We start from the raw sequence: 14519 nt of genomic DNA, 5'->3' as shown, positions 1-14519 counted from the left end.
AACAGTATTAAAATATAATTTTATGTTTAAATCGACTTTTATAAAAATCAATTTTACCCAAAGTATCATGGTTCTGCTATTGATTTTTAGTAGTAAGATAATGGCTCAGACGAATCAAAATGCTGTTCTTGCTGATAATCTAAAATGGTCAGAAAGAACAGCACTTACCATTTTAAGCAAGTACCCAAAAGCGTACCGGATTGACGGAACAGAAAAGCCAAAATGGGATTATAAAATGGGTTTGGTTTTGTCAGCTTTTGAAAAATTATACCAGAAAACAAATGATAAAAAGTATTTTGATTATATCAAAGAATATGCTGATGAATTGATAGATTCAAATGGAAATATCATCAAATACGATATAAAAGAATACAATATCGATTGTGCAAATCCGGGTAAATTACTTTTTAATCTATATGATAAAACAAAGGATGAGCGCTATCTTAAAGTTATTAAACAATTAAGAGCCCAACTCCAGACTCAGCCCAGAACCACAAGCGGAGGATTCTGGCACAAACAAATTTATCCCAACCAAATGTGGATTGATGGTTTGTATATGGCAGAACCATTCTACACGCAATATACCGTGAAGTTCGAAAATGGTAAAGCTTTAGATGATATTGCCAAACAATTTGAGCTGGTTCAAAATCATCTTGCAGATAAAAAAACAGGATTGGTTTTTCAGGCCTGGGATGAAAGCAAAGAAATTGCATGGGCAAATCCTGAAACGGGAACTTCTCCCACAATTTGGGGACGCGGCATTGGCTGGTACATGATGGCGCTGGTAGAAACATTAGATTATTATCCAAAGACACATCCAAAATATAAAGTGCTGAGAGGATATCTGAATCAAATTACAAAAAGTGCAGATCAGTACAAAAGTACTTCTGGATTATGGTATCAGGTGGCTGACAAACCGGATTTGAAAGATAATTATCTTGAATCTTCCTCTTCGGCAATGATTATCTATGCGTTGGCAAAAGGAGCAGATAAAGGTTATTTAGCTTCAAACTATAAAAAGGTGGCTCAAAAATCATTTGACGCCTACCTTAAAGAATTTGTCAAAAAAGATGATAAAGGACAAGTAATGATTTCAAATGTATCATCGAATGTTGGTTTAGGAGGAAAACCATTTCGTGACGGTACAAATGATTATTATATAAAAAGTAAAGCAAAAGACAGTAGTTCACCGGCTCTGGCAGCATTTATGTTAAGCGCAATCGAATTGAATAAATAATTAAGGATTCAGGATATGATAAAAAATAGAAAAAAAAATCATTCTGCTGCGGTTATGCTCGTTTGCCTGATTGCATTTTCAGTTGGTAAAATGACAGCTCAGCAAACCGCAAGGAAAGAAGTTGTTATTTCTAAGGATCTGAAATGGTCAGAGCGAATGGCACTTTCTATCATGAAACGTGATCCTAAATTATGGCAAATTGACAATAACGAAAAACCTAAATGGGATTATAAGTTGGGACTCGTCGCGATGTCTTTTGAGCAGCTTTATAAAAAAACAAACAATCCTGTTTATGAAAATTACGTAAAGGAATACGCAGAAACGGTTATCAGCAGTTCAGGAGAAATTATGAACTATAAACTCGAAGATTATAATATTGATTATATCAATGCGGGAAAGATACTTTTTGACTTGTATAAAACTACAAAAGACAATAGGTATCTCATTGCGATGCAAAGCTTGAGAAAACAATTGGCAACACATCCAAGAACAAATTCAGGCGGATTTTGGCATAAAAAAATCTATCCGTATCAAATGTGGCTCGACGGATTGTATATGGGAACACCATTTTATGCCCGATATACAGTAGAATTTGATAAGGGAAAAGATCTGGATGATGTGGCGAAACAATTCGAACAAATACATTTGCATACCATTGATAAAAAAACAGGTTTGCTTTTTCATGCCTGGGACGAAAGCAAACAAATGCCCTGGGCAAATAAAGAAACCGGAACTTCACCCAATTTTTGGTCACGTTCTATAGGCTGGTACATGATGGCTTTGGTAGATGTTTTAGATTATATGCCAAAAGAACATCCTAAGAGAAAAGAATTAATTCAGTATCTCAATGAAATCTCAAAGGCAGTGGCAAAATATCAGGATCCATCAGGATTGTGGTATCAGGTTACTGATTCAGGAGCAAAAGAAGGAAATTATCTCGAGGCATCCGGATCAGAAATGTTTGTTTATGCTTTTGCAAAAGGAGTAAAAAAAGGATATTTACCGGCAAGTTATAAAAAACTGGCAGAAAAAGGTTTTGATGCAATCGTTACTAAATTAATTACTGTTGATCCTGATGGAGAACTTCATATCACGCAGGTTTGTGCCAGCGCAGGACTAGGAGGAAATCCGTATCGTGATGGTTCTTATGAATATTATATCAGAGAGAAAATAAAAATTGATAACTCACATGGGTTAGGGCCATTTATTTTGGCGGCACTTGAATTAGAAAAATAGTAGAATTAAATATATTTTAAAATGAAAAATAATAAAAGACAAGGTTATTTTACGTCAGTGATGTTAGTTTGTTTAATGGCTTTTACAAGCTGTAAAGTAATTTCGCAAGAACCACAAAAAAAAGAAATCGTAATTTCTAAAGATGCAAAATGGTCTGATAAAATGGCTTTGACCTTAATGAAACGCCATCCGGAAGCTTATATGATCGATGATTCTAAAAAACCAAAATGGGATTATGTCCACGCGTTGGTGTTGCACTCGATCGAAGAATTACACAAGAAAAATCCTGATCCCAGATACAAATCTTACATAAGAGGTTATGTAGATGAACTGGTACAAAATGACGGAACGATCAAAACCTACGAACTAGACAAATACAATATCGACCTTGTGGTTCCGGGACGTTTACTTTTTGATATTTATGCAACCTCAAAAGAAGAAAAATATTTGAAAGCAATGCAATTAGTACGCAAGCAAATTTCAGAGCAGCCCAGAACTGCAAGCGGAGGTTTCTGGCACAAACAAATTTATCCAAACCAAATGTGGTTAGATGGTTTGTACATGGGAGAACCTTTTTATGCGCAATATACCCTTACGTTTGAAAACGGGAAAAGCTTTGATGATATCGCAAAACAATTCGAATTGATTCAATTGCATGCCACAGATCCAAAAACAGGATTATTGTACCATGCCTGGGACGAAAGCAAGCAAATGCCATGGGCAAATAAGGAAACAGGTAATTCGCCAAATTTCTGGTCAAGAGCCTTAGGATGGTATGTAATGGCACTTGTTGATGTTCTGGATTATATGCCAAAAGAACATCCAAAACAAAAAGAATTAGTAAAGTATTTGAACAATGCATGTGCTGCTTTAGCAAAATATCAGGATAAATCAGGATTGTGGTATCAGGTAACCGACAAAGCAGGTAAGGAAGGAAATTATCTTGAAGCTTCAGGATCATCAATGTTTGCTTATGCTTTTGCAAAAGGAGCAAACAAAGGTTATTTGCCGGCAAAATATAAAAAATTAGCCAACAAAGCTTTTGATGGTTTAACAACTCAACTCATCACAAAAGTAGATGCTGATGGCGGAATTACATTAACCCACGCCTGTCAGGTTGCCGGATTAGGAGGAACACCTTATCGTGATGGTTCATATGAATATTATGTAAACGAAAGAAAAAAAGACAACGACCCTAAAGCAACCGGACCTTTTATTCTGGCCGCTTTAGAATTGAACAGATAATTAAAGTTTGTCTTCTAGATAGACAAACCGGACAGGTTTTTTAAAACCTGTCCGGTTTAATTAAAAAGTAATTATTACAAAAAAAATGAAAAATTTAAAAGCTCTCTTTTTTCTATTATCAGTATTCTCGATACAAGAGAATTTTGCGCAGGTTTGGGTACCTGATAATGGAGACGGAACGTATACCAATCCTATAATTCATGCCGATTATTCAGATCCGGATGTTGTTCGTGTAGGAGATGATTTTTATATGACAGCATCGTCTTTCAATTGTATTCCGGGATTGCCAATTTTGCATTCTAAAGATCTGGTTAACTGGAAGATTGTTAGTTATGCTTTGCCAAAACAACCACCATTTGAGGTTTTTAATAAAGTGCAGCATGGAAATGGAGTCTGGGCGCCAAGTATTACTTTTCATAACAATGAATTCTATATTTATTATCCCGATCCTGATTTTGGAATTTACATGATAAAAGCCAAAAAAGCCGAAGGACCTTGGTCAGAACCTCTTTTAGTAAAAGAAGGAACAGGACTTATTGATCCAAGTCCGTTATGGGATGATGACGGTAAAGTTTATCTCGTTCATGCTTTTGCGGGAAGCCGTGCTCAAATAAAAAGTCTGATTGTGGTTTGCAGTATGAATGCTGAAGGAACAGTTGCCAATAATGACCAAGTAATGGTCATTGACGGACACGAAAGCGAAGGAACAATTGAGGGACCAAAATTCTATAAACGTAATAATTATTATTACATTTTTGCTCCGGCAGGAGGAGTTGCTACAGGGTGGCAGACTATTTTAAGATCTAAAAATGTGTTTGGCCCTTACGAAAAGAAGAAAGTACTCGAACAGGGTAAAACAGCAATAAACGGACCGCATCAGGGCGCGTGGGTACAAACACAAACCGGAGAAGATTGGTTCATACATTTTCAGGACAAAGGAGCGTACGGCAGAATTGTGCATCTTCAACCTATGAAATGGGAAAAAGACTGGCCGGTTATGGGACAGGATTTTGATAAAAACGGAATTGGAGAACCTGTTACAACTTTCAAAAAACCAAATGTAGGCAAGAAATATCCAATAGAAACCCCCGCAGAATCAGATGAGTTTAATGAGCCTCGGTTAGGTCTGCAATGGCAATGGCAGGCGAATTCGCAAATCAATTGGGGTTTCCCGACAAGCTTAGGTTATTTGAATTTATTTTGTCAAACCACACTAAAAGACAATCAGAAAATTTTTGACGCTCCAAATTTATTGCTGCAAAAATTTCCTGCTGAAGAGTTTACTGTAACGACCAAATTGACTTTTAATACAAGATTAAATAGCGAATCAACAGGACTTATAATCATGGGATTAGATTATAGCTATTTGAATTTTAAGAATAATAACGGAAAGTTATATTTGAATCAAAAGACCGGAACTTTCGACAAGAAAATTTCAGAGACAGAAACAACACCGGTTCTGGTAGCGAACAATACAATTTATCTACGGGTTAAAATTAAAAAAGGCGGAATCTGCAGTTTTTTTTATAGTTCAGATGATAAAAAATACCAGCCAATAGGTACTGATTTTGTTGCCAAAGAAGGTAAATGGATTGGTGCAAAAGTCGGACTTTTTGCCCTGAGCGAAAAAGTGACAAATGATTCGGGAAATGTGGCAGTAGATTGGTTTAGAATTACAAAATAAACTTAAATAATGATTCCATTAAAAAAATACATACTTCTCGTTTTCTTCAGTGTTTGTTTTAGTATAAATGCTCAGAATACCTATAAAAATTGGCCTGATATCATTCGTAAAAACGATGCTGTCTGGTTTGGTACCGACCAAGCTAAAAAAATAGCTGAGAATGTATTGCTTTATCAACGAGACATTGGAGGATGGCCAAAGAATATCCAGATGCAGCAAGAATTGACTCCTGTTCAAAAAAAGGATTTATTAGCCCTTAAAAAAACGACAGCAGAAACAACCACAGACAATGGAGCAACCTCTCAGGAAATGCTTTTTATGTCGAAAATGTATGCACAGATCAAGGATGACCGCTACAGGGAATCCTTCTTAAAAGGATTAAATTATTTATTTGAAGCCCAATATAAAAACGGAGGATGGCCTCAGTTTTATCCGTTAAAAAAAGGATATTATACCCATATTACTTACAATGATGATTCGATGATAAACATTATGAATATCATGGAACAAGTAAGTGAAGAAACTGATTTTTATAGCATAAAACCATCAAAGGAAATTGTTGAAAAAGCAAAGAAATCTTTTGATAAAGGAATTGATTGTATACTGAAAACGCAGCACAAACAAAATGGTGTTTTAACCGCCTGGTGTGCCCAGCATGATGAAGTTACATTAGCGCCGGCAAATGCAAGGGCTTTTGAGTTAGCATCGCTTAGCGGATACGAATCGGCTAAAATTGTATTGCTTTTAATGAGAATCGAAAAACCTTCGACCCAGATCATTACGGCAGTTAAAAGCGCTCAGGCATGGTTTGAAAAAACTAAAATTACGAATCTTGAAGAGAAACGTGTTTTGAATGATGTCGGAAAGATCATCGACAAAAAGATGATTCCCACCCAAAATGCAGCACCACTCTGGGCGAGGTTTATGGACCTTAATACGAACGAACCGTTCTTTTGTGATCGTGACGGAATAAAGAAAAAATCATTGGATGAAATAGGTGCTGAAAGACGAAATGGTTATTCATGGTATTCGGATGCTCCAAAAGAAGTTCTGAAAAAATATCCTGCATGGGCCATAAAAAACGCAGTAAAAGTTTCATCGGCAGAAAAAACAGATAAGAAAAACAACAATTTTATTACAGTTGCTTTAGATGGTTCGGGTGATTTTACCAAAATTCAGGATGCCATAAATGCAAGCCCTTCTTTTCCGTACGAGAAAGTGACGGTGTTTGTGAAAAATGGAATTTACAATGAAAAAGTGCGAATTCCCGAGTGGAATACGCATCTATCTTTGATTGGTGAGAGTAAAGAGAATACCATTATCACTTTTGATGATAATTTCTCTAGAATCAATTTAGGAAGAAACAGTACTTTTTACACGTCTACAGTTTTAGTTGAAGCCGATGATTTTCTAGCTTCAAATCTAACCATTAAAAATGCCTCAGGCGATAAAGGTCAGGCAATTGCTTTGTCTGTTGTTTCAAATCGCGCAAAGCTTGTAAACTGTAATATTCTTGGAAATCAGGATACATTATACCTCTCTGGAAAAAATGCAAAGCAATATTTTAAAGAGTGTTATATTGAAGGAACAACTGATTTTATTTTTGGAGGTGCCACTGCTTTATTTGAAAATTGCGAGATTCACAGTATTAAGAGTTCTTTTATTACGGCTGCTTCAACTCCCCAAAATAGCGCTTTTGGGTTTGTTTTCAAAGATTGTAAACTTACCGGGGAACCCGCTGCAACGGCGGTTTACTTAGGCAGACCATGGCGAATTTATGCAAAAACGGTTTATATGAATTGTGATATGGGAAAACACATAAGACCTGAGGGCTGGGAGAACTGGTCGAAACCCGAAGCTGAAAAGAATGCTTTCTATGCTGAATATAATTGCAAAGGTGAAGGATTTCAGCCCACCAAGAGAGTCTTTTGGTCACACCAACTTCAAAAGAAAGAAGCTCAAGAATATACCATCGAGAATATTTTAAAAGATTCAATTGCCAATTGGTATTCAAAGTAAAAAAATAGATTTAAAAAAAACAAAAAATATGAATTTTAAACTTCTCATTTTTCTATTGATTTCATGGACTTCTTTTGCTCAGAATCAGCAATTTCCATCCCAAAAAGTAGATTCTATTGTAAAGAGAATTCAGCTTCCTGTCTTTCCATCTTATCAGATTAATGTGGTAAAATTGGGAGCAAAAGGAGATTCTATAACCAATAATAAAGCAGCATTTGATAAGGCGATGGCATTGTGTAAAAAGAACAATGGAGGAACTATTGTGGTACCAAAAGGTATTTATAAAATCAATGGTCCAATTCATTTTGTAAGCAATGTAAATTTAAAAATAGAGAAAGGGGCCAAAATCAAATTCAGTGATAATCCGAAGGATTATCTACCAATGGTTTTAACGAGCTGGGAAGGCACTATGCTCTACAATTACAGTCCGCTTATTTATGCTTATGACTGCTCTAATATTGCCATAACCGGCGAAGGTATAATTGATGGAGAAGGAGGCAAGGTTTGGAAAAGCTTTAAAGCAAAAGAAGGTGCAGGGAAAAACTTAAGCCGTGGCATGAATCATAATGCAACTCCTTTAAAAGATAGAAAATTTGGAGAAGGATATTTTTTGCGTCCCCAAATGATTCAGTTCTTTAACTGTAAAAACATTTTGGTGGAAAATATCAGAATAGAAAATTCACCTTTTTGGTGTTTGCATCTACTAAAATCGCAAAGCATTACTGTGCGTGGAATTAGTTATAAATCCTTAAATCATAATAATGACGGTATTGATCCTGAATATGCTAAGGATGTTTTGATAGAAAATGTGACTTTTGATAACGCAGATGATAACGTGGCCATTAAAGCCGGAAGAGATCACGAAGGCAGAGCAAACGCGGCCACACCAAGTGAGAATATAGTGATCAGAAATTGTAATTTCAAAGGACTTCACGGCGTTGTTATAGGAAGCGAAATGTCAGCTGGGGTTCAAAACATATATGTAGAGAATTGCAAAACCGTAGGGTATTTGAAAAGAGGGATTTATCTAAAGACCAATGCTGATCGTGGAGGTTTTATAAAAAATGTTTTTGTTCGAAATATCAAGCTGGATGAACTGGAAGATTGTTTGTATATCACGGCAAATTATCATGGGGAAGGTAATGGTTTTCAGTCCGAAATATCCAATATATCATTCTGGGATATTACCTGTAATAAAGCCACAGCATCAGGAATTGTGATTCAGGGATTTGCTGAGAAAAAAGTCACCAATATCTCATTGAACAATATTGATATCAAATGGGCCAAAAATGCGATTTCAAGCGCCAATGCAGAGAATGTACTTTTGAACGAAGTTTTTATCGGAGAAAAAGCAACGGTTCCCTCAGCTGCAAAATAGTTTTTTTTAAGGAAAGTTGAAAAAGACAAAGCCTGAAAAATGTACTAAAAGTTACAAAAAGTTTGTGGTTGCTGTTTTAGCCTAAGGTATAAAAACTATAAATTAACCACAATACTTATTGTACTGAACGAAGTTGAAAGATGCGAGAGTATAATAAAATCAAAAATCAAAAAAATGAAATATTACCTGTTAATTATCTGCTTAATCTCAGTGAGTTGTTTTGCTCAAAAAACTACTATTTATACCATTGGTGATTCAACAATGGCAAATAAAAAAGATCCAGATCGTAATCCAGAACACGGTTGGGGGCAAGTTCTGCAACCTTTTTTTAAAGATAATTTCACCGTTGAGAATAAAGCTGTAAATGGTAGGAGCACTAAGAGTTTTATCAATGAAAAACGTTGGGATTCTATTTATAAAAAGCTAAAAAAAGGAGATTATGTTTTTATTGAATTTGGGCATAATGATCAAAAAATAGAAGATTCAACCCGTTATACCAACCCCCATACAACCTATAGATATAATCTTATTCGGTTTGTAAATGAAAGTCGTGAAAAAGGAGCAATCCCAGTATTGCTGAGCTCTATTGCCAGACGAAATTTTAATGAAAAGGGCGTACTGGTTCCCACTCATGGAGAGTATCCATTAGAGACCAGACTAGTAGCGCAGCAGTATAATGTTCCTTTTATAGATCTAGAATATTACAGCGAATTACTCGAAGAATCCTATGGACCTGAAAAGTCAAAGCAATTGCATTTACACTTTAAAGCAGGTGAAAATCCTTATTATGATAAAGACAAGGCCGATGATACGCATCTCTCACTGAAGGGGGCCAGAGCAATTGCACAAATTGTTGTCAATCAAATTAACCAATCAAAGGATGCTTCTTTTGATAAACTTAAAAAAGCAATCAAATAAAGATTGTTTTTTTGGTGCTTAATTCTTCTTTTTTTCCGCAGGTAAAATTATAAAAAAGGCACATTAATTAATACAATAAAAGAGATTCAGATCTTAACGATCACAAGTTATTTAAGTAATAATTTTTTCTAATGATCTTATTGTTTTTGTAATCCTGTTTTAATTCATTATTTTCTTTTATTGTTTCTGTAATCGATTCTTGAGGGAATGTAGTATCACTTAGGACGCTTTTTGTTTTATGATCGATATAAGTAATTGTATAATTAGAGCTATGATGTTGCTTTGCTAAAACAACGGTAATACCTTGTTTTTGTAGCATTTTAATTAGTTGGTTTATCGATACGGATCTTATTGAGTACAAATCCGCAATTTTTTTAATCCTTATTCTCTGACCGGCACTTTTTATTGTATTTATTTTAAATTTGTTCTCCAGAAATTTCAATGTAGGTTTGTTTTGTATATCACTGGCTTTAATAGGCATGCCTATAGGTTTTCCCTCTTCGTTTAGTATTTTATATAATAATCCTCCATTGCGGAATATTATTGAACTCTCTCTGCATCTGTCAGCTATAATATTGTATTGACTTAACACTGCGTTAAGTTCGGACAAATTTGTACAGGAGTATTTATTCAAAACAAAATTAATAACATTTGATATGGCTTTTTTTGATTCCATTTTACCATAACAAGCTTTGCTAATATTTGTGAAAGGCAGAGTAAATTGATTTGTTTTTATTTTACTTACAGCAGGAACCAAATCAAAGAGTTTTTCAATATCTTTTCTTGCCGGTTCGGACTTTTTAATGGCTATATTATGCATATAGATCTGCTTGCCGTCTCTTTGAATATTAGTAGTGATCACATGTAAATGTTGATGCCCGGAGTCATAATGTTCGTATACTAAATAAGGTTGTTTATCAAAACCAATTTTTTGCATATAGCAATTGGTTATGCTCAAAAGTTTTTCTCTGGGATGCTCTTCCAGGGAAGAGAAATTTAGCGATATATGTACTGTATTTTGTTTTGCAATTTCATTCAATTTCATCCTTCTGGTGAAGCGTTCTAATTTTATAGCAGCGTTTATCTTCTCGAGGTCCACAGGAAAATTAACCGCGCCAATGCACTGGGCTATTCCCTTTGTGACTTTGTTTTCGTTGTAGGTGATAGTTCTGTGTATTGAATTATTTATTTTTATGATTGTAACCATTTGTCTATAATTTTTTCAATTTGCATTTTAATTTCTTCAATTCTCTGATTAAGATTCTTTATTGCTATTTCCAGTCCTGAGATTGATACAACATCGTGATTAATTTGTTGGTGTTGACTTAGTTTTTCCAGAACTTGGGATGCATTATTTCTAACGGTATTGATCTGATTGTTAAGTGCTGCTATTTCTTCTATCAAATCATCTAAAGATTGATTTCGGTACAATATCGTTACAGGCTTATCAGATAATCGTTTTCGTATATACTCACTTACCGTATGGCAGGTACTTTTTTTGCATTGACTTTGAATTTCAAAATATTGATTAATTGGTAAGCCTACATAAACACCTCGAATTCTATTTAGATCATCTTTTATCATCATCTTTTTATTTTAAGTGATTTTATTCCTAATGGATAAGCAAAGATTTACGCATGTTTTTTATACCTTTTAATTTAATTTTTGCTATGCTATCTGGGATTATTGTTATTTTTTAAGAACCATGTAAGACAATTCCGGATCACTTACAAGACGATCCATTTCATAATGCACAATATCCTGGATGTCTTGTTTTATTTGAAAATAGTTTCTCTGTATGATCTCGTTATTTAACTTGCGTACAATGGGAATTTCTTTATAATTATTGGCTTCTTTTTCAAGTGCATTATGATCATTTAGTATCTCACTATGGAATGTCTTGAGTTTTATTTTGCAATTTGGATCATCGGCTACCATTCCAACGAACTCGCCAGAGCTTAAAGATGAAATTTTGGAAGCAGGAACAGCTAATTCCAATTGTTTGGAGCGACTCACAGAAGTATCGCCGCTGTTTATTGAAAAGCTTTCCCTATCCTGCATGATTTTACCGACTCGCTCTGATAATTGTTTGGCCGTATCTCCTGTAACCTGGCCACTTATGATATTTCCTGCGATATTCATAATCACATCGGCCTGTTCACGACCATAATCTTTTCGTAGCTGACTAAAATCCTGCATTCCCAAGCATGTTGCCACTTTATTGCTTCTGCCTGTCGCAATAAGACTGTCAATATTGTTGAGGTAAATAGTTGGAAATTCGTCAAAGACAAGACTACTCTTTTGTTTTCCTTTCTGGTTTACCAATTTCAATAATCGATTTACATACAGGGAGAGTACTGCGCCGTAAATTTGTATTTTTTGAGGATTGTTTCCCATGCAAATAATTTTTGGATCCTCAGGATTATTAATATCCAAAGTAAAGTCGTTACCTGAGAGCACATAGTAAAGTTGAGGAGAGGAGAGTCTTGCCATGGCTACCTTAGCCGAGGCGATTTGACCTTCTAGTTGCTCCATTACATCATTTAGGTATGCGTTGATAAAAGGATTAATCAAGACCTCTATTTCCTTTTCTGTTCTGAGAAGGGTAAAGAGATCATCATAATCTATTTGCATGAGCTCAATTACATGAGGTAATGTACAGTATTGACCTTCCTTATATTTTTTTAAGTACCATATTATGGCTGTTAAAAAGTTAATAGGGGATTCAACAAAAAAATCTCCTTGACGTTTAATCCACTCTCTGTTGAGTCCCAGTAAAATAGTCCGAGCCGACTCAGAAGAGTCAGTAATATCAGTCATGGCTGAAGGCACTAATGGATTACAGCGATGTGAACGAGAGAGGTCATCAAAATTGATACTGTAAAATTTTGGACAAATTAGATAATGTGCTTTATATTCAAGCCATGTATTATAGGCAATTATGGTAAGATCATCGTATTTGAAATCATAAACAAACATGGCAAAACCTTTTCGGATGTGCTGGGTAATGACATGGCGAATTACAAAATAGGATTTACCCGAACCAGGGCTACCCAATACCAAAAGAGCGCGAAAGGGATTGATAATATTGATCCAGCTTTTTCGAACTTTGTCCTTAAGATGATATTGCGCGGGTAGGTTCACAGAATACTCATTTTCCAGAAGCCTTTCCTCTTGCGGAAAAGTCTCGTTTTCTTCATTAAAAATATCATCTGAATTGAGCTTTTTGGTTATAATACGTGAGAAAATAGTACCTGCTGTGAGAAGGAAAATAAATCCCGTAGCAGTTATGGCAATATAGAGAAGGGCAATATCGGTGCTTTGTAATTTTAAAAACATTAAGAGATAACTCATGAAAAATAGAAGCAACCCCAGGGCTAGCCAGAGAAAAGCAGTCTTATATCCTAGTTTTTCATCTTTTCTTCCTTTGGCTCCTAAAAGAGATATGAACAAAAAGCCGAAGCAAAACAATTTGGAGAGGTGGAAATTATCAAATAACCCCGTACGGGTAATAATGCGCAGAATCGTGTCGGCGAACTCGTTTACAAGATGCCATTGTGAGAATGCATTATAGGTATAATAGTAAAAATGCAAACACAGTAAAGCAATACTTATGAGCCTTGTCATATCTAGTATTTTCCTCAGTGCCTGTTCGTTTTCTCCAGTTTGCATCGCCATTGATTTAGAGGTTAAGGTTGGTAGAGCATAAAAAAATATAAGTTTTCAGTGAGGTGTTTGACTATAGAATTTTTTGCTTTGTCAATACTATTTTCTTTGTTAGGGATCAGATTTATTTATTAAGGACTTTATCCTATGGTTTAGGGGCCGTTTTTATCTTTTTTGAAACTGTTTGCGGTGAATTTATAATCCAGTCATTCAGATCTTTATGCTCCTTGTAAAGTGAACTGTGGTCAAGGTATTTACTACCCCAATCAAGGGCGCGTTTAGTAGCATTTTGTCCTGGCTGATCCTGATCGAGATATAATTGTACTAATTTGTGTTTTTCCATAAATGGCCTGGCTTTATCCAGGAAGGAAAGCGAGTTTAGAATTAAAAAATTCTCTTTTTTTTCTCTCAGACCGTAATTCATAGCTTTGTAGGATAAAAAATCCATGAATCCCTCAAAGACTACCAGTACTTTATTGTTATAATCGTAAGAGGTTACTCCTTTTGGAGAGCTACTGGATTTGAAATATGGATTTCGAATTTCGAATCCTCCCAGATCGTTTTTAAAACCGATGCCGTAATAATGATGATCACTTATGTTATAACTAATCTCTGAGCAAAAATTAGAGGCAACACCAAGGGGAATTTTTCTTTGTTTAAGATATTGTAACAGAGCGGCAGATTTAAGGGACTCTTCTTTAACTATGGTTATTTTTGACTGCCTTTGCTCCAAGATATCTTTGTCAGGAACTGGCGAATGATATAAGGTGTTATTTCCACTATGTTCTTTCAAGAATTCTCCAATGGAGCATTTAAAAAAAAGTATTCCAAAGTCAATAATATTACCTCCTTTTCCAATACCATGATCATACCATCTATTGATTCTTCGGTTGATTTTAAAAGAAGCAGTCTTCTCATTGCGAAGTGGCGAAAGGTACCAATAATCATCATGTGCTACCTTAGAGGGGTCAAATCCTAAGGAGTGTAAATAAGAAACCATATCCAATGACTTTATGTTGTCTAAGGATAGACGATCGTTACTGAAATTCATAGTCATATTATATAGGGTTGATCATTCAGAAATACATCTACGAAAATAACTCAGATATAAATGCTGTACAATCCTCAGTATATTA

General features: G+C 35.1%; 11 protein-coding genes. 7 read left to right on the top strand and 4 right to left on the bottom strand.

Going from position 1 to position 14519, the window contains the following annotated elements; genetic code table 11:
- The first annotated feature begins 22 nt into the window (after positions 1 to 22).
- From QLQ94_RS19820 to QLQ94_RS19790, 7 genes are all read left to right on the top strand, one after another.
- Entirely contained in the window at positions 23 to 1237 is a 1215-nt protein-coding gene (locus QLQ94_RS19820; RefSeq protein WP_271336187.1) for a glycoside hydrolase family 88/105 protein, read from the top strand.
- Between the two features lie 15 nt (positions 1238 to 1252).
- Entirely contained in the window at positions 1253 to 2473 is a 1221-nt protein-coding gene (locus QLQ94_RS19815; RefSeq protein ID WP_271336188.1) for a glycoside hydrolase family 88/105 protein, read from the top strand.
- 21 nt (positions 2474 to 2494) lie between these two features.
- A complete protein-coding gene (locus QLQ94_RS19810; protein WP_271336189.1) occupies positions 2495 to 3718 on the top strand; it encodes a glycoside hydrolase family 88/105 protein in 1224 nt (407 codons plus the stop codon).
- 85 nt (positions 3719 to 3803) lie between these two features.
- Positions 3804 to 5402: a glycoside hydrolase family 43 protein gene (locus QLQ94_RS19805; RefSeq protein ID WP_271336190.1), complete on the top strand. Its 1599-nt coding sequence runs from the start codon at positions 3804 to 3806 to the stop codon at positions 5400 to 5402.
- Between the two features lie 9 nt (positions 5403 to 5411).
- Complete coding sequence (gene pelA, locus QLQ94_RS19800) at positions 5412 to 7421, top strand: pectate lyase (RefSeq protein ID WP_482498334.1); 2010 nt, start codon at positions 5412 to 5414, stop codon at positions 7419 to 7421.
- Positions 7422 to 7449: 28 nt separating this feature from the next.
- Complete coding sequence (locus tag QLQ94_RS19795; RefSeq protein WP_271336192.1) at positions 7450 to 8799, top strand: glycoside hydrolase family 28 protein; 1350 nt, start codon at positions 7450 to 7452, stop codon at positions 8797 to 8799.
- 174 nt (positions 8800 to 8973) lie between these two features.
- Positions 8974 to 9717: a rhamnogalacturonan acetylesterase gene (locus QLQ94_RS19790; protein ID WP_271336193.1), complete on the top strand. Its 744-nt coding sequence runs from the start codon at positions 8974 to 8976 to the stop codon at positions 9715 to 9717.
- Between the two features lie 100 nt (positions 9718 to 9817).
- Here the strand turns inward: QLQ94_RS19790 and QLQ94_RS19785 are convergent, their stop codons facing one another.
- The 4 genes from QLQ94_RS19785 to QLQ94_RS19770 all read right to left on the bottom strand — a co-directional run bounded on the left by QLQ94_RS19785 (position 9818) and on the right by QLQ94_RS19770 (position 14434).
- Positions 9818 to 10924: a relaxase/mobilization nuclease domain-containing protein gene (locus QLQ94_RS19785; RefSeq protein WP_482498332.1), complete on the bottom strand. Its 1107-nt coding sequence runs from the start codon at positions 10922 to 10924 to the stop codon at positions 9818 to 9820.
- On the bottom strand, positions 10909 to 11304 hold the full coding sequence (locus tag QLQ94_RS19780) for a plasmid mobilization protein (RefSeq protein ID WP_482498331.1): 396 nt from the start codon (positions 11302 to 11304) through the stop codon (positions 10909 to 10911). The genes QLQ94_RS19785 and QLQ94_RS19780 overlap by 16 nt, the downstream gene beginning before the upstream one ends.
- Positions 11305 to 11406: 102 nt before the next feature.
- Complete coding sequence (gene mobC / locus QLQ94_RS19775; protein WP_482499998.1) at positions 11407 to 13389, bottom strand: conjugal transfer protein MobC; 1983 nt, start codon at positions 13387 to 13389, stop codon at positions 11407 to 11409.
- 139 nt (positions 13390 to 13528) lie between these two features.
- Positions 13529 to 14434: a toprim domain-containing protein gene (locus QLQ94_RS19770; RefSeq protein ID WP_271336197.1), complete on the bottom strand. Its 906-nt coding sequence runs from the start codon at positions 14432 to 14434 to the stop codon at positions 13529 to 13531.
- Positions 14435 to 14519: the final 85 nt, after the last annotated feature.

The organism is Flavobacterium sp. B114r, assembly GCF_056824125.1.
This window is presented reverse-complemented; position numbering and strand designations above follow the sequence as displayed.